The 21,045-nt window shown below is 54.5% G+C and carries 22 protein-coding genes and 1 tRNA gene; 10 read left to right on the top strand and 13 right to left on the bottom strand.

The features are described from left to right. Positions 1-33 precede the first annotated feature (33 nt). Positions 34-723, top strand: a complete 690-nt coding sequence (gene fliP / locus L1065_RS07895) for a flagellar type III secretion system pore protein FliP (protein WP_237095185.1) — start codon at positions 34-36, stop codon at positions 721-723. Here the strand turns inward: fliP and L1065_RS07890 are convergent, their stop codons facing one another. From L1065_RS07890 to L1065_RS07870, 5 genes are all read right to left on the bottom strand, one after another. After that, positions 724-1,830, bottom strand: a complete 1,107-nt coding sequence (locus tag L1065_RS07890; RefSeq protein ID WP_237094919.1) for a flagellar basal body P-ring protein FlgI — start codon at positions 1,828-1,830, stop codon at positions 724-726. It abuts the gene before it with no gap. Continuing rightward, positions 1,827-2,828, bottom strand: a complete 1,002-nt coding sequence (locus tag L1065_RS07885; RefSeq protein ID WP_237094918.1) for a flagellin — start codon at positions 2,826-2,828, stop codon at positions 1,827-1,829. Before L1065_RS07885 ends, L1065_RS07890 begins: the two co-directional genes overlap by 4 nt. Positions 2,829-2,830: 2 nt before the next feature. Further along, positions 2,831-4,270 (bottom strand): flagellar hook-associated protein FlgK, encoded by a 1,440-nt coding sequence (gene flgK / locus L1065_RS07880; protein ID WP_255766316.1) that lies wholly within the window; start codon positions 4,268-4,270, stop codon positions 2,831-2,833. Between the two features lie 23 nt (positions 4,271-4,293). Next, the gene (locus L1065_RS07875) at positions 4,294-5,595 is read right to left on the bottom strand and encodes a flagellar hook protein FlgE (protein ID WP_237094916.1); all 1,302 of its coding nucleotides are present in this window, start codon (positions 5,593-5,595) and stop codon (positions 4,294-4,296) included. Between the two features lie 89 nt (positions 5,596-5,684). Beyond that, a complete protein-coding gene (locus tag L1065_RS07870) occupies positions 5,685-6,509 on the bottom strand; it encodes a flagellar motor protein MotB (protein ID WP_237094915.1) in 825 nt (274 codons plus the stop codon). Positions 6,510-6,660: 151 nt separating this feature from the next. On the opposite strand from L1065_RS07870, the gene L1065_RS07865 reads away from it, so the two are divergent. Continuing rightward, positions 6,661-6,915 (top strand): hypothetical protein, encoded by a 255-nt coding sequence (locus tag L1065_RS07865; protein ID WP_237094914.1) that lies wholly within the window; start codon positions 6,661-6,663, stop codon positions 6,913-6,915. Here L1065_RS07865 and L1065_RS07860 read toward each other — a convergent pair. From L1065_RS07860 to L1065_RS07845, 4 genes are all read right to left on the bottom strand, one after another. Further along, a tRNA-Thr gene (locus L1065_RS07860) sits at positions 6,904-6,979 on the bottom strand. The genes L1065_RS07865 and L1065_RS07860 overlap by 12 nt on opposite strands. A 42-nt stretch (positions 6,980-7,021) precedes the next feature. Next, entirely contained in the window at positions 7,022-8,488 is a 1,467-nt protein-coding gene (locus L1065_RS07855; protein ID WP_237094913.1) for a heme biosynthesis protein HemY, read from the bottom strand. An 11-nt stretch (positions 8,489-8,499) separates the two neighbouring features. Then, entirely contained in the window at positions 8,500-9,747 is a 1,248-nt protein-coding gene (locus L1065_RS07850) for a COG4223 family protein (protein WP_237094912.1), read from the bottom strand. A gap of 79 nt (positions 9,748-9,826) precedes the next feature. Next, positions 9,827-10,486: a uroporphyrinogen-III synthase gene (locus L1065_RS07845; protein ID WP_237094911.1), complete on the bottom strand. Its 660-nt coding sequence runs from the start codon at positions 10,484-10,486 to the stop codon at positions 9,827-9,829. 122 nt (positions 10,487-10,608) lie between these two features. Here L1065_RS07845 and tsaD point away from each other — a divergent pair, with 122 nt between their 5' ends. Genes tsaD through L1065_RS07825 form a run of 4 tightly spaced genes read left to right on the top strand, consistent with a single transcriptional unit; the run spans position 10,609 to position 13,356 of the window. Then, positions 10,609-11,700 (top strand): tRNA (adenosine(37)-N6)-threonylcarbamoyltransferase complex transferase subunit TsaD, encoded by a 1,092-nt coding sequence (gene tsaD / locus L1065_RS07840; RefSeq protein ID WP_237094910.1) that lies wholly within the window; start codon positions 10,609-10,611, stop codon positions 11,698-11,700. Next, positions 11,697-12,665, top strand: coding sequence for an NAD(P)H-dependent glycerol-3-phosphate dehydrogenase (locus L1065_RS07835; protein WP_237094909.1), 969 nt, complete (start codon positions 11,697-11,699; stop codon positions 12,663-12,665). The genes tsaD and L1065_RS07835 overlap by 4 nt, the downstream gene beginning before the upstream one ends. Then, on the top strand, positions 12,665-12,940 hold the full coding sequence (locus L1065_RS07830) for a YciI family protein (protein ID WP_237094908.1): 276 nt from the start codon (positions 12,665-12,667) through the stop codon (positions 12,938-12,940). The genes L1065_RS07835 and L1065_RS07830 overlap by 1 nt, the downstream gene beginning before the upstream one ends. Then, positions 12,937-13,356, top strand: a complete 420-nt coding sequence (locus L1065_RS07825; protein WP_237094907.1) for an EVE domain-containing protein — start codon at positions 12,937-12,939, stop codon at positions 13,354-13,356. Before L1065_RS07830 ends, L1065_RS07825 begins: the two co-directional genes overlap by 4 nt. 228 nt (positions 13,357-13,584) lie before the next feature. Here the strand turns inward: L1065_RS07825 and L1065_RS07820 are convergent, their stop codons facing one another. Together L1065_RS07820 and ahcY are read right to left on the bottom strand one after the other, a co-directional pair. Further along, positions 13,585-13,926 (bottom strand): DUF2853 family protein, encoded by a 342-nt coding sequence (locus L1065_RS07820; protein ID WP_237094906.1) that lies wholly within the window; start codon positions 13,924-13,926, stop codon positions 13,585-13,587. Between the two features lie 204 nt (positions 13,927-14,130). Continuing rightward, positions 14,131-15,519: an adenosylhomocysteinase gene (gene ahcY / locus L1065_RS07815; RefSeq protein WP_237094905.1), complete on the bottom strand. Its 1,389-nt coding sequence runs from the start codon at positions 15,517-15,519 to the stop codon at positions 14,131-14,133. Positions 15,520-15,631: 112 nt separating this feature from the next. On the opposite strand from ahcY, the gene L1065_RS07810 reads away from it, so the two are divergent. Both L1065_RS07810 and L1065_RS07805 read left to right on the top strand, forming a co-directional pair. Then, positions 15,632-16,228 (top strand): HD family hydrolase, encoded by a 597-nt coding sequence (locus L1065_RS07810; RefSeq protein ID WP_237094904.1) that lies wholly within the window; start codon positions 15,632-15,634, stop codon positions 16,226-16,228. Next, positions 16,225-16,692, top strand: coding sequence for a GNAT family N-acetyltransferase (locus L1065_RS07805; protein WP_237094903.1), 468 nt, complete (start codon positions 16,225-16,227; stop codon positions 16,690-16,692). Before L1065_RS07810 ends, L1065_RS07805 begins: the two co-directional genes overlap by 4 nt. On the opposite strand, the gene L1065_RS07800 is transcribed toward L1065_RS07805, so the two are convergent. Beyond that, positions 16,693-17,247: an ActR/PrrA/RegA family redox response regulator transcription factor gene (locus L1065_RS07800; RefSeq protein ID WP_237094902.1), complete on the bottom strand. Its 555-nt coding sequence runs from the start codon at positions 17,245-17,247 to the stop codon at positions 16,693-16,695. Positions 17,248-17,310: 63 nt separating this feature from the next. Further along, a complete protein-coding gene (locus tag L1065_RS07795) occupies positions 17,311-17,925 on the bottom strand; it encodes an SCO family protein (RefSeq protein ID WP_237094901.1) in 615 nt (204 codons plus the stop codon). 60 nt (positions 17,926-17,985) lie between these two features. Between L1065_RS07795 and regB the strand changes: the two genes are divergently transcribed. Then, positions 17,986-19,416 carry a sensor histidine kinase RegB gene (gene regB / locus L1065_RS07790; protein WP_237094900.1) on the top strand — a complete coding sequence of 477 codons (1,431 nt, stop codon included), beginning with the start codon at positions 17,986-17,988 and terminating at the stop codon, positions 19,414-19,416. A gap of 69 nt (positions 19,417-19,485) precedes the next feature. Then, positions 19,486-21,009, top strand: a complete 1,524-nt coding sequence (locus L1065_RS07785; RefSeq protein WP_237094899.1) for a PAS-domain containing protein — start codon at positions 19,486-19,488, stop codon at positions 21,007-21,009. Positions 21,010-21,045 lie beyond the last annotated feature (36 nt).

Here is a 21,045-nt window from a genome sequence, read left to right as displayed (position 1 = left end):
CCGCTCGCATGCGGTGCCATTGTTTTGGCGCTGATGTTCTGGGCCGTACCGATAAGCGCTCAGGATATCTCGATCTCCCTTGGCGATGAAGACTCTCTCGCGGCGCGGTCTATCCAGCTATTTGTTCTGATCACCCTGCTAAGCCTTGTGCCAGGCTTGGCCATTATGATCACCTGTTTTCCATTCATTGTGACCGTGCTGGCCATACTGCGGCAAGCCATTGGACTACAGCAATCCCCACCCAATATGCTGATCGTATCGCTTGCGCTTTTTCTGACTTATTTTGTAATGGAGCCCGTTTTTCTGGACGCTTACGCGTTGGGCATTGAACCACTGATTGCCGAACAGATCGACGTGGAAACAGCGTTCGCCCTGACACTGGACCCCTTTCGTAGCTTCATGGCTGCACGGACAGATCCCGAAACCTTCGTCTCTCTGACCGCTTTGCGTGAAAGAACAGCCATTCCACTTGAAAGCGATGCGCCGCTTTCCTTGCTGATGCCCTCATTTTTGTTGTCCGAGATTGCACGTGCCTTCCAGATCGGTTTTCTGATCTTCATGCCATTCCTGATAATCGATCTGGTCGTCGCAGCGATCCTGATGTCCATGGGAATGATGATGGTTCCGCCCGCTATAGTTTCGCTACCCTTCAAACTTGCCTTCTTTGTGGTGGTCGATGGTTGGACAATGATCGCCACCAGCCTTGTGCAAAGTTACGGTTGACTACTGAACAACAAAGTCAGCGTGCAGCGCACCAGCCGCTTTTACACTTTTGAGGATATCAATCATGTTGCGGGGCGAAACACCCAGCGCGTTCAGACCCTCAATGACCTCAGACAGCGATGTCGCTTCTGGCAATTCGGTAATCTTGCGATCCGGCGCATCGTCAATCTGCGCCTGCGTGCGGGGCAAAACAATCGGCGCACCTTCGGCAAACGGGTTTGGCTGCACGGCCATGGGCGCCTCGGTGACTCGCAAGGTCAGATTTCCTTGTGCCACAGCGACCTGAGAAATTCTGACATCAGCACTTAGCACAATTGTGCCTGACCGTTGATCCACAATGACACGCGCTTTTTGCTGCGGTGCAATCTCGATCCCTTCGATCTGCCCAAGAGCGTGCGCAGGAGAGCGTGCATTTGTCGCCGCCACGTTAAGCTCAACAGTGCCAGAATCCAGCATGCGGGCGACTTGGCGGCCCAGTGTTTGGTTTATGCGGGTTTCGATCCGTGCTGCTGTTGTAAAATCAGGGTCACGCAGGGCCAGACGAATTGTATCCAACTGTGTGAAATCAAAGGCAATCTCACGCTCGACCCGCGCCCCCGAAGGGATTGTGCCAGCGGTTGGCACACCTTGAGTGACCACCTCTGCCTCACCTTCCGCTGTTACACCCCCCGCAATGATCGTGCCTTGAGCAACGGCATAGATCTCTCCGTCTGCAGCGTTCAGGGGCGTCATCACAAGTGTGCCGCCAAGCAGGCTTTTTGCATCGCCAATCGCTGAAACAGTGACATCAATTTGACTGCCCGCGCGCGCGAAAGGGGGCAACTCGGCCGTCACAATGACGGCAGCAACGTTTTTGGGCCGAAATTGTTCGCCGGCGACGTTTACGCCCAACCTTTCAAGAATGTTCGACATAAGCTCTTCGGTGAACGGGGAATTACGTAACCCGTCGCCCGAGCCGTTTAGCCCAACCACCAACCCGTAGCCGATCAGATCGTTACCACGCACCCCATCAAATTCGACGAGGTCCTTGAGCCTGACAGAATTCGCAGCGCTGCTGCCAATCGAAACCGTAAAGACAATAAGGGTAAGCAATAGGCGAAATATCATAGGAAATCCGTGAGATTGAGGCGCGAGAGGCGCGCGGTGATGGCGTAGATTGTTTCGAGTTGGGTTTGTTGGTTTTCCAACGCGGTCGCAGCTTCATAGGGGTCGATCCCGATGAGGGCTTGGCGCGCCAATTGGTAACTTGTGCTTTGCGCGGCATTCGCCAACTGAGCCGTCTCAAGCGTTTCTTGCGTACGGCCAATGTCGGCCCGCATCTCGCTCAATGGCGTTTGCGATTGAAGCAACTGAGAATAAGCAGCGCTGGCCAGATCAGCCCTCTCAGAGATAGCAAACCTTTGCGAGGTGGCATCGGCCACATAAGCAAGTGCCAGACCATGCAGCGTGTCCTTGATTTCAGCGCGATTTGCGCGGGCGTCCAGGGTGACGTTTTGGGTGTCACTAATCTGCATCGGCGCCAGCGCCACATCGCTTCCTTGATACAGCAGCGTGTCAAAACCTGCCGGGTCGGCAAAGAAGTTGGCCAGATCAGTGGTCAAAGCCTGCGCATCCGTTGCGGACGCAACCAAGGAATCCAGATAGCCCAGAAGCGCCTGTGCATCACCAAACGGCTGGCGCCCTGTTTCAACACCAGAAAACAAAGCACCATTTGGCCCCGATATATTAAGCGCCTGGATGCTCGAACGCAGGGCCGCCGCCGCCTCGTTTCCAGAGATATCCAAATTTCCATCGGTGGGGAAATTCACGCTGGTTGTCAGCACTTGCAAGACATCTGCAACCCCCGCTTCTATCCCCTCCAGACTGGTTTGCATCATCTGCGACTGTAGAACGATCTCCTTGGTGCGCAGCTGATATGTGTCGAGCCGTGAAAGCGTTGTCTCAATGCTTGCGATAGGCCGCATGTTGCCGCGCAGATGGTCGGACAAATCAGCGGCAACGCCTGTCGTGACCTCTGTGGACAGCTTTGCGATATCGGCTTTAGCTTCCGCCGTGAGCCGCCGCATCTGATAGCTTTGTGCCATGTCTCCAAAACCGATGAACATGCTTAAATCCTCATCAGTTCATCGATCATCTCGTCGATGGTCTGAATGACTTTGGCGTTCGCAGCATAGGCCTGTTCAATCAACAAAAGCTTTTGCATCTCTTGGTCGGTATCGACACCTTGCTGCCGCTCGAGGCTGCGTAAGGACTCTGCTTTGGTTGATAGAAACGTCATCTCGCTTTCCGATGTAAACCGTTGTCCTGTAACAGATGCCAAAAACTCACTACCGAAAGACGCGAAGGATTGGGCGCGCCCGGAAAGATTACTTTGCACGGGCGCAGACTGGGATCGCAACGCATCAAGATAGGCATTCAGTCGGGTGGCGTCGCCACTTGATCCAGCGCTGGTCGCGCCCAGGCCGTCACGCAATTTGATGACAGATCCACCGTTAAGCGGATCCACCAAGGCATTGAGGCTAAGACGCTGAGACACCCCCGTGATGTCAGACAGATCTATCGGCTGCCCCGCGTCTGTAAACAGGCCTGCCGCACCTGCATTTAATGTTGGATCGATCGTAGGATCTTGGAAGCGGTTAATAAGATCGAGGGCCAAATCATCCAGCTTTCGCTGCTCGTTCGGGCCATCGTGGTCACGAATGGCAAGATGGGCGGAGAGCCGCCCTCCGGCAATTTTTGCATCATCCATGTCAACGGTGCGTCCGTTAACCGTAATCTGGTTCACAGTGCCAGAGCTTACATCCATGTCGGGTGTCAGGATCGGGGTTGGCGTAAACGAGATTTCCGCTGCCGTCCCATCAAGAAGCTGCAGCCCGCCCAGTGTCATCAGCGCGACGGCACCGTTTTCGCGAGCGACTTCCCGTACTGGAATGATCTCTCCAATCTGGTCGATCAGTTGTTGCCGTTGATCCTGCAGCGCAGAAATCGGCTGTTGCGCAACGCTGCTGCGCTGGATTTGAAAATTGAGTTCGGCAACCTGTGCAACGGCCGTATTGAGCGTTTCAACATCTGTTGCGATTGCCGCATCCGCCTCCATCCGCATGGATTGAATATCTTTCGAAATTGCGCTGATCTTTGACACCATTGCGCGCGCCGCATCTGCCACACCTGTCAGTCGTTGAGTGCTGCTTGGATCGCCTGTCGCTTCGATCAACCGGTTTTCGAATTGAACCATCACATCCGTCAGGCTGCCCGGCTCGTTTGGAAGGCCGATGCTTGTTTCAAGCGAACGCATGAAACCGGCCGAACGATCCGCAAAGGCAAATGAGGCCTCTGACAGACGCCGGTCATTGAGAAGGGCCACATCAACCATACGTCGTTGAGAGGCGATTTGCACGCCACCGCCTTTTAGCGGGGTCAGCTCCAGTTCGCGGCGGCCATAACCTTCTGTCATGGCGTTTGCGACGTTGCTGGAGACCAGATTTGCCATACGCGCCGCGACGTTCAGTCCCGACATGGCATTGTTTAGTGATCCAGAGAAGCTCATTTCACAAGCCTCCTATCGTTGCTCTATCGCTTGATATTGGTGGTTTCCTGCAGCATCTCATCTACGGTCTGAATGACTTTGGCATTCGATGAATAGGCCCTTTGGGTTTGGATCAACTGAGTCAATTCACCTGCAACGTCCGTCGTCGATTCCTCGCGGGCAAAGCTGAGGATGTCGCCTGTGGGACCATCACCCGCGTCCCATAAGAAGTATGTGCCACTTTCCGGAGAGACCGCGAATGTCTGGTGATCCATCGGGATCAGACTGTTGGGGTTGGGCATGTCGACCAGTGGGATTTGATAAATCGTCCGCGACAGGCCGATGTCAAAAAATGCATGGACAAAGCCGTTCTCATCAACCTCGACAGACGTCATATTCCCGACGGGGGATCCGTCTTTTGAAATCGAAACAGGTGCGAAATTGTCAGAGAGTTGCGTGATGCCAGAGCTGTCGCCCGGCGTGCCTATTGAGACGTTAATAGGGCCGCCTGCAACATTGATCTCGAAACTTCCCGTGGCGGGGTCGTAAGGACCGCCCGAGATCGTGGTGACGGACCCGATGGTGCCACCGTTTGTTCGATCATCATCGAAGTTCAGTGTGTATTCTCCCACAATGGCATCGCCACTGGCGCTGTCGCGCACGGTCATTGTCCATTCATTGGAAGAGCCAGATGCAGGCACTGTTGGTGAAAACTCAATCGAGATGTTTTCTGACGTGCCAAGATTGTCAAAATATTCAACGGAGAGTTCTTGCACCTCTCCGTCAGAGGTTGAATCGGTGGCGGTTGCTGGCAGGTTTACCCCCAAGGCCATCGTCGTTGTCGGCTTGCCGCCGAATTGGTTTACATTGATCTGGATTGGTTCAAGCGCATCAGCCGTATCACGCGGATAGGTTGGCATGCTGCCGTCGGCATTGGCGGGCCACCCCATCAGCACCAGCCCCGTATCCGTGCGCAGGATGCCGTCTTTGTCGGTACGAAAGGAGCCGGTGGTTGCCAGCAACATTTGCTGATCGCCATTGCCAACATTCACTTCAGCTGCAGTTGTCACAGGCAGCATTCCGCGCCCACGCACTGCTAGGTCCGTTGCGTTGTTGGTCGACACCAGCGGCCCCCGTTCGTCGATCAGGCGCTGCGTCGTTACACGGACACCGCCTGCCGAGTATGTTCCAGATCCTGGCGAGATGACCATGGAATGAAAATCGGCATAGGCACGTTTGTAGCCATAGGTTGAGGAATTCGCGATGTTGTCGGAAATCGTGGCCAGGCGGCTTGCGTTTGCGGCCAGCCCTGCAACACCTGCGTTAAGGGAAGAAGAAATCGTCATGATGCGCCTTTCTGCTGCGTCGACACGTTGTCTCGCCAGCAGGGGTAGCACACCAAGCCTTAACATCCGGCTAATAGATAAAACTCTCCTTATTTTGAAAAATCGCTCCGAAGCAAAATGATCTCAATCCGGTCATTCCGCATGAGCATTGGATTATCCACGGCTGGCTCTTGATCGCCGTGCCCCGTGATGCGTTGGATGCGGTCATCTTTGACCGACAGTTCAACCAATTTTGCCCGCGTTGTTTGCGCGCGCTCCAGCGAGACATTCCAAGTCGGATCGTCATTCAGGACGATAGGATGCGAACGGCTGTGTGCTTCGATGGCCACTGCGTTTTTCACAAGACCAAAAACTTCGGCAACGACCGCGAGAAGTTGTTCCAAAACGGGTTCAGGCGTCACACCATCTGATTGAAAAAGTGGCGTATCCTGCGTTGCAAAAATCTCAACCACCAAACCTTCATCCGTGACTTTGGTAATGATATGGCGCGACAGGTTTTCTGAATACATTACTTCTCCGGACCGCCCCATAAGTTGATCGCCCAAAGTTTCGAGTGCCTCGGTCTCTGCCTCCTGCGCTTGGGTCATATCTGATTGCGATTGGAGATTTTCGAACGCGATGCCCCCAATACCATTCAGCGCCATGGTCTGCTCACTAAAGACGCTGTCGCCTTGAAGCGCACCGTCACCGCCCCCCGATACCCGAGATACGGCTATCGTTGGCGCAAAATAATCCGCCAAACCCTTACGTTGCTTTTCCGTTGTCGCATTCAACAGCCACATCAGCATAAAGAAGGCCATCATGGCCGTCACGAAATCAGCATAGGCAACTTTCCAAGCACCCCCATGATGCCCGCCGCCTGCAATGACCTTTTTACGCTTGATGATGACCGGCGCCTGATTTTGCGCAGCCATTTCACCACCTCTTTTTTCACCCAAGGGCAGGTGTATCAAAGCGAGATTTACAGAGGCTTAACCTTTCAAATTCTAAACAAATTCCTTGGCCGCGAAGCAGACCATAATTTGAATTGCCCAGTTTTCTGTCCGATTTGACAAATTTCAACGGGTGCGTGACAGCCGCCATGGAAAAGCGCAGGGGCGTAAGGCAATGGCCAAACACACGATACTTATCGGAGCTTCGGGTCGTGTCGGACGGCTGGTTTTGGGCAAACGTGATGCAACTGATCTGGTTGCGCAGTTCCGTAGCCACAGCGCCATCGCACAATCGTCTGATCTGTTGTGGAATATCCAAGACGGTCTGGATCCTGTTCTGAATGCGCAGAAAACATCGATCTCAAACCATAAAATGTGGTGCCGCTGATAGGACTCGAACCTACGACCCCATCATTACGAATGACGTGCTCTACCAGCTGAGCTACAGCGGCACTCTCGCCGGATTTATCACCGCAAAATCAGATGCAAAAGCCCTATTTTTTATCGTCAGGCTCAACAATCTCTGCGTCTGTCACCTGCGCCTGCGCAACATCGACAACAGCTGTTTCCGTATCGCTTGTGTTGGGCGTGCCCACCAAAAGCGGTAGCATTTCAGTAGATGCCGGCATCGCCGTTTCACCCGAAGGCGGAACTTTCCAGCTCAATGTGTCAAAGGCACCGCAATTTGTGCAGGTGGGTGTCCACTCGGAATGAATGTTCTGGCAGTTGTCACATACCCATTGTGGCCCACGCGATGCGCTAAGCGCTTTGGTCAACCAGCCACGCACTACCGCATCATCTGAGCCTTCACCGCGTTCAATGGCCGCCATAATCGTCAGACTGCGGGCCGTTGGCTCATCCTCGACCAAAGACCCGATAGCCTTACGCGCTTGCGGAAAATCCTCCGCCGCGATGTTCAGTTCGGCCAACAACATCTTGGTTTCAGGATGGTCAGGCTTGCTGCGGGTCAAAGCAGAGAACCTCTTGATCCGCGCCTGAGCGTCTTCATCAGGTGCAATCTGCGCAAAAGCGGCTGCAAGCTCGGGATGCGGCTGCGCGTCCCACGCTTTTTTCAGAACGCGCGCTGCGTATTTACCCTTGTCTTGTTCAATATAACTGCGCGCTGCCATGACAGCGGCGGGAATAAGGTCTGGGGACAGGCGGTTGGCCTCAATCGCCGTTTCACGCGCTTCAATCGAATTGCCTTCTGCAACGACGTCTTTGGCCTCTGACACCGCCAATACCGCATCACGGCGCTTGTGCACATCACGTGGCAGGCTGCCATGTTTCAGTTTGGCCGATAAGGTTTGACGCGCACCCGACCAGTCCTGCTTTTGGGCCTGCAGGCGCAACAAAACGTCTTGGGTCTCTTCATGCTTTGGTTTGAGCGCAAACGCCTTTTCCGCCAGAGCAAGCGCGGTGTCTGTATCACCGTCAGCCAGCTTTTGCTTCATGATGCCACGCACGCCAACAAAGCGTGTCTGTTCGTTTTGCAGCAGGGCCTTGTAAACTTGATCGGCCTTTTTCTTGTCACCAACCATTTCAGCCGCTTGTGCCGTGATCAGATTGGTCAGTTCGGGCTTGCGCAGGTATTTCTCGGCCTTGCTGGCTTTTGACATCGCCAAACGCCCTTCGCCTGACGCCAACGCCATCAGACCATCGGATAAGGCTTCAAACCCCTTCCGCTCACGATTGCGGACGAAATACCGCGAAATGGCTGTGTCATCGCCGTTGATAAATTTCAGAACGGCAACCAGAAGGCCAAAAATCTTGAGAAGCAGATAAACAGCAACCACCAGAACAACCAGCGCGATCACCGTTTCCAGCGGGCCAAAGGTGCGCTCGACCCCGCCGAATGTGATTTGCACATCGCCATCCAAGCTCAGCAATGTGACCGCGCCAAAAGCAAGCGCCGCCACGATTGCAAAAAACAAAAGAATTTTAATCAATGACCAGAGCATAGCAGGCGACCTCAGTTGGAATTCAGAATATCGGACAGCGCATTTGTTGCAGCAACCGCGTCTACACGCGACTGGGCAAGCGCCAGCCAATCCGCCAGTTCAACACGGGCGGTTTCGGGAAGGGATTCAATTTCAGCAAGCGCATCCGTCAAGGCGCCATCGCGCACTGCCGCTTCGACGCGCGACAGCACTGCGTCGGGATCAGTGCCTTCACGCGGCTCAACCGATCTGGCACCTGTCTGGCGCGCAATAAATGCGGCCAGGCGTCCACCGGTGCCCTCCGCGCCGTCTGCATCAGATGCCCGTGCCGCAGCCAGAGCGGATCGCGCATAAGCGGGAAAGTCTTCGGCCAGCTGTGTGACAGATGGCACGCCGTTGTCGGCAACCGCCACAAGCGCATCTGGTATCTGTGCATCACTTGCCGCCTGCAGATCGTTAAGCGCGCCTGCAAAACCGTCACCTGTTTGTATCGACGCTTGGATACGCCCCAAGGCGGAACGCGCTTCGGCGGCTTTCGCCTCTGCGATCGCTTCGGCTTCAATCTCGGCAACGGTTTGTTCAGTGGCCGTCATTTGCGCCTCGGCTTGCGCGACCATTTCTGTAATCTTTGCGTTTTGCTCTTCGATCATCGCGCGCAGGGCCGATACATCGGGGCTCGCTCCATCCGATGGCGCAACTGCCGCAGTTCCAATCGCATCAATCCGCGCCGAAAGATCTTCGTTCATAGATGTCAGTTCGGATTGCAGGGACGCGACGGTTTCGTTCAATTCGGGCAGAGGTGCGGCGGCATCACGCGCTTGCACGGCCACATCTTCAACAATCGCTTGCAACGCATCGATCCGATCTGTCTGCGCCTGCAGTATCGGAGCAAAATCTGCTTGTTCACTTTGCAGAAAGGCGGGCAAATTCTCTTGCGGGATGAGATCGCCTTTGCCAACCACAAACCCCAAACCAGCGGCAATCAAGCCACCAATCACCATCGAAAAGAAACCGCCTTTGCGCACAACTGTCGTTTCTTTGATAACTTCTGGCGTTGGTACAATCGCCGTGACCTCAGGTTCCGCTTCGGGCTCCTCCTTATCAGAGGTCGCTTCTATTACCTCTTCAGCGTCCTGGACATCATCTTGCACATTCGATGTGTCATCAGGGTGTGCGTCCGCTGTATCACCCGACGCATCAACGATCTCTTCAACCGTTCCGTCTACGATGTCTTTGTCTTCGTTTTTGTCAGTCTTGTCCGACTTACCAGTGTCCGCCACGCCACTTTACCCTTCTCGAATCTTCGGATCCGTCTTTCGTTCTGTGTCACAGTAAGGTTATTTTCAGGGGGTGCCAGCCTCAAGGCGGGGGAAACCCTGTATAAATTTGGCACACCCTGTCGATCAGGGCATCTGCATCAGGCCGTGCAGAAACGCTGATCTCTATCCCCAGGTCGGTTATTTCCCGTGCGATGGCATCGCTTAAACAGACCGCCTGTGTATGGGGCATCGGTTTGTTAATCTGATCTCGCAAATTACGCGCCGTCATAGGTGAGAAAAGCAAAATCAGTGTCTGTTCAGGCCCAAAAACCAATTCCTGCGCCGTTCGGCTCAAGCGTTCTGCCACTTGTTGATACACCACCTCTCGCCTCGCTTTGAGACCTTGGGAAACAAGCCGTTCAACAATGTCACCGCGTGTTTGTGCCCCGCTGAAGTGCACATGTTCGTTCGGGTTGCGGTCCAACAGCACGCGTTCCAGCAGGTTTTCTGCATTTCCTTGCGCCGAAATCGCTGTGTATCCAGCCTGCGTTGCGGCCTTTGCTGTCTCGTCCCCCACGCAATAGGCCAACTGCCCAGAACCTTTCGGACCATAGACTATCCCATTACGCGATGTGAAAATCGCGATGCTGTCTTTCGGCAAGGCACGGCCTTCACCGAAAGGCGCGATACGCAAAAGCGGCGACGTGATTGACGGAGGCAAGACCCTCATTTGCACGCCCAAACGGTCCAAAAAATCCATTGAAGCCGCCTGCGGGCGGGTCATCAACAGGGTTGGCACACTTTGGGAAACAGGGCGGGGCATTGTCGGCATCACCCGCAAATGGTAGCTGGAGCATCACAGCAGAGCAATGGCGCACCGCAATGACAACAGACCTTACCATATTGGGCTTGGAAAGCAGCTGCGACGACACGGCTGCCGCAGTCGTACAAATCAAAAATGGTCGTCCCGATATATTAGCGTCTGTGGTTGAAGGCCAAACCGCGCTTCACGCGGATTTCGGCGGGGTCGTCCCCGAAATCGCAGCGCGCGCCCATGCTGAAAAGCTTGATGGTTGCACGGCAGCTGCCTTGCAAAAAGCGGGTCTAACATTGCCAAACATTGATCTGGTCGCCGTTACATCGGGGCCGGGTCTCATCGGCGGTGTGATGTCGGGCGTCATGTTTGCCAAGGGTCTTGCAGCGGGCTCTGGCATACCTCTCATTGGCGTTAACCATCTTGCGGGTCACGCGCTCACACCGCGCCTGACAGATCAAATGGCTTATCCCTATTTGATGCTTTTGGTATCTGGTGGGCATTGCCAATTTTTGCTGGTCACCGCGCAAGACCAATTTCAACGCTTGGGCGGCACGATCGACGACGCCCCTGGAGAAGCATTTGACAAAAGCGCCAAGCTCTTGGGGTTGGCGCAGCCTGGGGGGCCGGCCGTTGAGGCAGAGGCCAGGACCGGCGATCCCAAACGCTTCAAACTGCCCCGTCCTCTTTTGGACCGTGATGGATGTGACATGTCCTTCTCGGGCCTAAAGACAGCACTTCTGCGCGCAAGAGACGCCGAAATCGCTTCGCATGGCGGGTTGTTCCGCCAAACCCGTTCAGACCTTTGTGCAGGGTTTCAGCGTGCGGTCTGTGATGTCTTGTCCGAAAAGCTGCGACGCGCAGTAAAACAGTCTCTAACACAGCAGAAAATTACCGGAATTGCTGTTGCAGGGGGTGTTGCCGCCAATCGGGACATCCGCTCTGCCCTAGAGGCGGTCGCAAGCGAATTTGACCTCCCTTTTGTTGCTCCACCGCTGTCCCTTTGCACCGATAACGCTGCCATGATCGCTTATGCAGGAGCCGAGCAATTCGTGGCAGGCCGGAGAGACGGACCCGAGTTAATCGCACGCCCCCGATGGCCGCTTGATCAGACCTCTGCGCCAATCTTGGGGTCTGGAAAGAAGGGAGCCAAGGCATGACCATCAATATCCTTGGGGCCGGTGCATTTGGCACGGCACTCGCCATTTCTTATGCGCAACACGAGGATGTGGTTTTGTGGGCACGGTCGCAAGAGGCCGCTGATCAGATCAACTTGGACCGGGAAAATAAGCTTCGGTTGGCGGGGTATAAACTTCCTAAAAACGTCTCTGTTACTGCGCAAATTTACGATCTGTCCGAAGGTGCGCCCTGCCTTTTATCGATCCCGATGCAAAGCCTTGCGCCTTTTTGTGTCTCTAACAAAACCGCTTTGGACAGGTTCGATCTTTTTGCGTGCTGCAAAGGTGTCGACTTGAAAAGCGGGCTTGGGCCTGTCGGCATCTTAAATCAGTATTTTGATAGCGATCGAACTGGTATTCTTAGCGGTCCAAGTTTTGCACGCGACCTTGCGGAGGGCCTTCCAACAGCCCTGACCATTGCCATGTCAGATGCCGCCAAGCTAACGCAGCAACAAGACAGGTTAACGACCCCACATTTGCGTCTGTATGCCACCACCGACATTGAAGGTGTTGAGCTTGGCGGCGCTCTCAAGAACGTCATGGCCATCGCCTGCGGGGTGGTTGAGGGCGCCGGATTGGGCGAAAGTGCGCGTGCCGCGATCTTGACGCGCGGGTTTGCGGAAATGCGAAGTTACGCCGCAAACGTGGGAAATGCGCAGGAACAGACCCTGTTAGGGCTGTCTGGGCTTGGCGATCTGACGCTAACGGCAAGCTCTTCCAAGTCGCGGAATTTCCGCTTTGGCATGGCGATCGGTGCGCGTGAAATCTGGCATAGCGCGGAAACTGTGGAAGGTGCAGCAACCGCTTGCGCCCTTGCCAAAATAGCGCAGGATCGCGACCTTGATCTTCCATTGATCAAGATTGTCGCGCAACTTGTTGACGGAAAGCTAAGTGTCGAAACGGCGCTCGAAATTTTGATGGCGCGCCCTTTGAGGAAGGAAAACTGATGCTTGTCGCTTTGATGGCAAAAGACAAAGAAGGCGCGTTGGAGATACGCAAAGCCAACCGTGAGGCGCATGTTGCTTATTTGAAGGCCTCTGATGCAGTGATGCAGGCAGGACCGTTCTTGGACGACACTGGCAAAATGATTGGTTCACTGATCATCTTGGACGTTGATACCATGCAGGAGGCAAAGGATTGGGCGGCCGGTGATCCCTACAAAAACGCTGATCTGTTTCAATCGGTTGAGCTGATCCAGTGGAACCGCGTGATTGGCGGATGAGATACTGGCTTTTTAAATCCGAACCCTCGGAATGGTCCTGGGCCGATCAAGTTGCAAAGGGCGAGGACGGCGAGGAATGGGACGGTGTGCGCAACTACCAGGCGCGCAATTTCATGCGAGAGATGAAACTGGGTGATCTTGGTTTTTTCTATCATTCGCAGAAAGACAAAGAGATTGTAGGTGTTGTCCGCATCTGTGCTGAGGCGCATCCCGATAGCACAACAGATGATGAGCGGTGGGACTGCGTCGATATCGAAGCGGTTGCGCCAATGCCCAAATCTGTAACTTTGGCAGACATAAAAGCGCATGAAGGATTGCAAGATATGCCCTTGGTCAAAAGCCCGCGGTTATCGGTGCAGCCAGTTACGAAAGAGCAGTGGGATACCATCTGTGAGATGGGCAGATACGGCAAATAAAATGGGGGATCCGACCCCCCGGACCCCCCATCACCCCACGTGCTCCCCTAGCACCACACGTGTCTGAATTTTGAAGGTCCGAACCATTCTTGGCCGTGGTCTATGCTTAGCGTGAAAGCCTTGTATCACGCAAGAAAAGAGCACTTAAAATCCGTTTCAAATACGACAGAGCAAAAAAACCCGCAGGCGACCTACGGGCTTTTTTGTTGTCTATTCAACGTGTTAGGCTTAGCCGTAGACGCTTTCTTTGCCGAAGTGCTTTGTCAGCATGTAGTAGACGACAGCGCGGTATTTGTTGCGCTCTGAACGGCCATATGTGTCGAGGACCGAGTTGATGGCTTCCATCAGTTGGGGGCCGTCAGCGAGGCCGAGTTTTTTGATCAGGAAGTTCTGCTTCACTGTTTCAAGCTCAGAGTCTTGACCAGCTGCAACTGTCGATGCGTCGGCGTTGTAGATTGCTGGACCACATCCGATAGTAACCTTTGTCAAAAGGTCCATGTCGGGGGTCATACCGCATTTATTTTTAAGGTCATCTGCATACTTTGCGATCAGATCATCACGTTTGCCCATAAGGTTTCTCCTACCTATAGAATGCACCCCACCCTGGGCTGCTTGAACCAAACGTTAATAGCTAAATGTGCCAACTCAAAGGAAAAAATTTTCGCCAAAAATCGATGTATGGCCTAGCGTCTGCTGGGCGTATGGCAATGCGTCAGACACTTGGCTGACAGTGCACCGCGCGTTGCGTGTTACAACGCACGGTGCTTGACAGGGTCAGTAGCGGTAGTGTTCGGGCTTGAACGGGCCTTCGGGTTTCACACCAATATACGCAGCCTGCTCAGGATCGAGCGTCGAGAGTTTCACGCCGATCCGTTTGAGGTGCAAGCGCGCAACTTTTTCGTCCAGATGTTTGGGCAGGATGTAGACTTCGTTACCGTATTCATCCCCACGCAGCCACAGTTCCATCTGGGCCAGAACCTGATTGGTAAAGGATGCCGACATCACGAAGGACGGGTGGCCCGTGGCGTTACCAAGGTTCAACAGACGGCCTTCGGACAGAAGGATCAGACGATTGCCGTTTGGCATTTCGATCATGTCGACCTGTTCTTTGATGTTGGTCCATTTGTGGTTTTTCAGGGCGGCGACCTGAATCTCATTATCGAAGTGGCCGATGTTGCCAACGATCGCCATGTCTTTCATCTCGCGCATATGTTCGATGCGGATGACGTCTTTGTTGCCAGTGGTGGTGATAAAGATGTCGGCATCGCCAACCACGTCTTCGAGCAAGACAACTTCGAACCCGTCCATCGCAGCCTGAAGCGCACAGATCGGATCAACTTCGGTCACTTTCACGCGCGCGCCAGCGCCGCGCAAGGACGCGGCCGATCCTTTGCCGACATCGCCGTAGCCCATGACCACGGCAACCTTGCCTGCCATCATGGTATCGGTGGCGCGGCGGATGCCATCGACCAACGATTCCTTGCAGCCATATTTGTTGTCGAACTTCGATTTCGTGACCGAGTCGTTCACATTGATCGCAGGGAAGGGCAGTTGCCCATCGCGGTGCAATTCATAAAGGCGGTGAACACCCGTGGTGGTTTCTTCCGAAACACCTTTGATGGCATCGCGGGTTTTGGTGAACCAACCGGGGCTTTCTTTCATGCGCTTCATGATCTGCTTTTTGATCACTTCTTCTTCTTCGGATTGCGGAACGGGGATAATCTCCTCGCCTGCTTCGGCGCGTGCGCCCAGAAGAACATAAAGCGTCGCATCGCCCCCATCATCAAGGATCAGGTTCGCACCTTCGGGGAACATGAAGGACTTATCAAGGTAGTCCCAGTGTTCTTCGAGCGACTGGCCCTTGATCGCAAAGACGGGCGTGCCACCTTCGGCAATCGCCGCTGCCGCGTGATCTTGGGTGGAAAAGATGTTGCAAGACGCCCAACGCACATCGGCGCCAAGCGCGACCAGCGTTTCGATCAGAACGGCAGTCTGGATTGTCATATGCAACGAACCAACGATGCGCGCGCCCTTGAGCGGTTGTTCTTCGCCGTATTCTTCGCGCAGCGCCATAAGGCCCGGCATCTCTGTTTCTGCGATATCAAGTTCTTTGCGGCCATAGTCAGCCAGCGAAATGTCTTTGACGATATAGTCGTTTGCCATGGTGGCCTCGCTTTTTGGGTAAGTCGTTTGGGTGGGCAGATAGCACCCCTGCCCCGTCTCGACAATGCGGCAGACGCGCCTTAGATTCTGGCGCGATTTGGTAGGGTAAAAAATGATGAAGCAACCACGGGCATGGCAGCGGATGTTATCGGGGCGCAGGTTGGACCTGCTGGACCCAACGCCCGTAGATATCGAGATCGAAGATATTGCCCATGGGCTGGCCTTTGTTGCGCGTTGGAACGGGCAAACAATCGGGGACTATGCCTATTCGGTGGCGGAACATTCGCTGCTGGTTGAGGTATTGTTTGGGCGGATGGTGCCCAAAGCCCCCGCCAAATGGAAGCTGGCCGCATTGCTGCATGATGCGCCTGAATATGTGATCGGCGATATGATCAGTCCTGTGAAGGCGGCCGTTGGTCCGGGCTACGGTGCACTGGACGAGCGGTTGGAAGCAGCGATCCATATTCGGTTCGGCCTGCCTGCCAAGGTGCCTGCCGCGGTAAAAAAGCAGATCAAGAAAGCCGACCGCGTGAGTGCATGGATGGAGGCGGTGCAAATCGCAGGGTTTTCAGAGGCCGAAGCGGATAAGTTTTTCGGGCGGCCTGATATGGCGTTGACCGAAGGGTTGGACATTGTGCTGCGCCCTGCCCCGCTGGTGCGGGCCGATTTCACGGCGCGGCATGCTGAATTGCTGGAGGCGATGGGATGATCCACGTGCGCGAAATCGAGATGGGCGATGCCGCCGCTTGCACAGAGTTGCTGAACCACACCATCGCGCTGGGCGGCACGACCGCTTATGAAGCACCATATACGGTTGAAGCGTTTGCTGCGCATTACATTGGCGAAACGGCCACATGTTTTGTGGCTTTGGATGGCCAGCGCGTTGTCGGGTTTCAGGGGGGCTTTGACGATGGCGAACACCGCATTTCAGTGGGCACATTTGCTGATCAGCGCACCCCCGTCAAAGGTGTGGGACGCGCGTTGATTGCGGCGACGAAAGCGGATGCGAAGGCCAAAGGTTTTACCCATATCGTGGCCAAGATCACTGAAGATAATGTGCCGGGCCTGGCCTATTATTCAGCTGTTGGGTTCACCGATTGGAAGCGCATGAAAAATGACGCAACCCGCAACGGCAAACCGATTGACCGGATTTTCAAACGTCTGACGCTGTAACTAGCGCGGGCTGCGTTTGGCCAGGATGCGCTGCAAGGTGCGACGGTGCATGTTCAGACGGCGTGCGGTTTCCGAAACGTTACGATCACACAGCTCGTAAACGCGTTGGATGTGTTCCCAGCGCACGCGATCGGCCGACATCGGGTTTTCTGGTGGCGGCGGTAGCTCGTCATCTGGCGACAGAAGCGCATTGGTGATGTCGTTGGCGTCAGCGGGTTTCGACAGATAATCCGTTGCGCCAATTTTGACGGCGGCCACGGCTGTGGCAATCGCGCCGTAGCCTGTTAACACGACAATACGCGCATCAGGGCGTTTTTCGCGTAACACTTCGACCACGTCCAAACCGTTGCCGTCCTCAAGACGCAGATCAACCACGGCATAGGCAGGAGGACGTGCTGTTGCGATAGCTTTGCCGCCTGCAACGCTCTCGGATGTCTCCACCTCAAAACCACGCTTTTCCATCGCTTTGGCCAGACGCCGCAGAAACGGTTCGTCGTCATCTACCAAGAGAAGTGATTTATCTTCGCCAATATCGCGTAGTTCAGTATTCGACATGAGTCCCTCCCGACTTGTCGATTATTGTTATTTCATCAGACTAAGGCCAGTTAGTTGTAAAGGTCAAACATTCTCAAGCACACAGGCTAGCTGTTCAGCCATTTGATCTGGGCGCAACTCACGCGAGAACACCTGAACAAAGCCTTCTTCGGGCAAAACCAGATAACTCATGGTGGAGTGGTTCACGAGATAATAGTCAGGATCGCCTTCCTGCTTTTGATAAAAGGTGCGGTATGTTTGAGACGCGGCTGCCACCTGATCTTCGCTGCCGGTCAACCCCACCATCTTGGGGTGCATGTTGCTTGCAAAGTCACCCACCACCTCGGGCGTGTCGCGTCCAGGATCGATTGAGATGAAGACAGGCTGCACCTGCGTGCCCTGTTCGGCCAGAATATCGATCGCCTCAACGTTGCGCGCCACGTCCAGCGGGCAGACGTCGGGGCAGAAGGTATAGCCAAAATACAAAAGACTGGGTTGTGTTATCACATCCGCGTCGGTCACTGTCTGGCCTTGGGCGTTCACCAGTTCAAACGGACCACCGATTTTATCACCTGCAACCGCGGCGATATTGCAAGCCTCAAACCGGTTTTTTGGCGCCATGACAGTTGCCGCCAAGACGCCTGCAATAACCAGCCCTGTCACAGAAACGCCTGCGGCAATCGCAAAACCCTTGGCCATTAAGTCATCTCCTACAATCTTTGGCTTTCTCACCGTTTGATTTAGGCTAAGACTTATACCATGCAAAGCGACTTTGGGTCACAGACCACATCACAATCAGGTGCAGAACAATCCCGCCGTTTTTCGAAGGTCGGGAATTCAAACTGGCTGCGGCTGCGCACGCTGATTTTCCTCAGATGGCTTGCGATTGCAGGGCAGATGACCGCCATTGTCGCGGGGCAACGCTATTTCGATTTGCAGTTGGAGCTGGCCTTTTGCTTTTTTGCGATTGGCGTATCCGTCATGGCAAACCTTTTGGCGGTTTTCATATTTCCCGAAAACAAACGGCTGAATGAAAACGAAGCCTTTTTCATGATCCTGTTCGATCTGGCACAACTGTCGTTTTTGCTGTTCCTGACCGGGGGTTTGAACAATCCGTTTGCCCTGCTGCTGTTGGCGCCTGTGACGATTTCGGCCACCGCATTGGGTGGGCGCGAGACGGTTGTTTTGGGTATGATTGCGTTGATCTTTGTTACGCTATTGGCGTTTTTCCACTTTCCGCTTCGCACCGAAAACGGGTTTATCCACCGGATGCCACAGGTGCTTTTGTTCGGCTTTTGGTCGGCGATGGCCATCGGGATTGTGTTCATCGCGCTCTACGCCCGCCGCGTGACGGAAGAAATGAATGATATGTCAGAAGCATTGGTGGCCACGCAAATGGCGCTTGCCCGTGGGCAAAAGATGACAGATCTGGGCGCGGTTGTTGCCGCCACAGCGCACGAGCTTGGCACACCGTTGGCAACCATCAAGCTGGTCAGTCAGGAATTGATAGACGAACTGGGTGATAACGAGGATCTGCGCGACGATGCCGCCCTTATCCGTGATCAGGCGGATCGCTGCCGCGATATCCTGCGGTCCATGGGGCGTGCGGGAAATGATGATCTGCACCTGCGCACGGCCCCTTTGTCTGCTGTGATGCGCGAAGCCGCCGAACCGCATTTGGACCGCGGCAAGACCATTCATTTCGATTTTCTGTCCAGTTTCGACCCTGACCTTGCCCAACCTACAATTTTCAGGAAGCCAGAAGTTATTCACGGTATGCGCAATCTGATCCAGAACGCCGTCGACTTTTCTGACACGCAAATCTGGATAGAGGGCGACTGGAGCGATCAGAATATCAAAATCCGCATCGTTGATGATGGCGACGGGTTTTCCAGTCAGGTGTTTAACCGTATCGGGGATCCTTTTGTGCGCAGACGGGCTGAAAACACATCTTCTGCGCGCCCGGGTTATGAGGGGATGGGGCTTGGCCTGTTCATCGCCAAAACCCTTCTGGAAACCTCTGGTGCGAAACTGCGGTTTGCCAATGGCACCGACCCGTTCCTGACCTCAAGCGAGGTGCCGGAACAAAGCGGCGCGATTGTCGAGGTGGTCTGGCCCGTGGAAAAAATTGTAAGCCGATTGGGTGGTGCATCGCCTGCGTTGGGTCGGAACCAACCTCTCGAAATCTGACGTTAAGACGGCATTAAGCAATTTGCGCTACCAAAGGGGCATCGAAACCTTTGGTAAGGATTTGGAACGGTGTCGCTTGGTATTTGGGCTGCGGTTGGTGTGATAGGTGCCATGATTGGCGCAGGACTGGCGTATCGCGTCTATTATGCCACGACACCCAAACGCGTCTCGGCACGGTTGATGGTAAGCGAGGCGGCGCAAGAAACGGTCTGGATTGTGGATGGCGACCGGATCCTTGATGCAACGGACAGTGCGGAAGGGTATTTGCGCAACGGCCCGCACCAAACAAACGATTTTGATACGCTGCTTGCGCAGCTGTCACTCATGTTTCCGCAGATTGGTGAAATTTTGGCCTCTCCTCTTGATGCCCAGAACATCACCCTTTCGTCGCCCAGCCATCCAAACAACACCTTGTGTCTTGAGGCTTGGGAGGGGCTTACACGCATCGCCCTTCACCATAATGCAGACCCATCTGCCCCGACGGGTGCGCAAAGCGAGCTGACATTGCTGCGGGCCACAGTTAAAAACGCCCCCTACCTGCTTTGGCAGGAAAGCAGCGATAGCGATGTGATCTGGGCGAATGATGCCTATCTGGGGCGCATTTCAGCGCAGCAGGCTGATTTGCGCACATGGCCATTGCCACCTTTGTTCGCCACCGAAACGATCAAAAATGCCCGCGGTGGCGCGGCGACAAGACGCCTTAAAATCACGGAAGGGCAGGAACAGTGGTTTGATGTGACCTGCGTGCACCACGATGAATCCTATCTGTTTTTTGCCTGCCCCGCCGACGAGATCGTAAAGGCAGAACGATCGCTGCATGACTTTGTCCAGACCCTCACCAAAACCTTCGCAGAATTGCCAACGGGCCTTGCAATTTTCAACCGCGACCGGGAATTGACACTCTTTAACCCCGCGCTGTCTGATCTTTTGAACATGCCCGTCGACATGCTGATCGGACGACCGAAAATGCCCGCGTTCTTTGATAAAATGCGCGAGTTGCGCATGCTTCCCGAACAAAAGGCATATGCGGAATGGCGGGACGGTTTTTTGTCCATCGGCACCCAAGACAGCATCGAACCCATTTGCCAGACATGGGACATTCCAAACGGATCCACCTTTCAGGTCACGGCCAAACCTCATTCAGAAGGGGCGATTACCCTGATGTTTGAAGACGTCACACAGCAGGTGTCATCAACCCGCAAAAACAGAAGCGCGATTGAACAGCATCGCGCAATCCTGGATGCCAGTCCCGAAGCGATTGCCGTGTTTGATCCATCAGGGGCGCTTACCTTCTGTAACGCCGCTTACCGCACGATGTGGAAGGTTGATCCAGATGCAGCCTTCGGCCAAATGACGGTAACGGATTGCACGCGGCATTGGGCGGAGCTGTCTGACCCCACACCGCTTTGGGGTGATATCCGCGATTGCCTGAACGGGGCCGCCAACCGCGAGGCTTGGACCGATCAAATCCAGATGAAGGATGGCACACAAACCGCGCTGCGGATGACGCCACTTGCGGATGGGCGTTTTGTTGTTGGCTTCATGACCAGCGAACTTCCAACAAGGGCCCGCACGATCGAACTTACCCAATAGCAAGACCTTGCGACCCTTGGTGTGACCTATAAAGTC

It is taken from the genome of Nereida sp. MMG025 (assembly GCF_021654165.1).
Classification (GTDB): domain Bacteria; phylum Pseudomonadota; class Alphaproteobacteria; order Rhodobacterales; family Rhodobacteraceae; genus Nereida.
The sequence above is the reverse complement of the archived record's forward strand: the minus strand, read 5'-3'. Positions and strand labels throughout refer to the sequence as shown.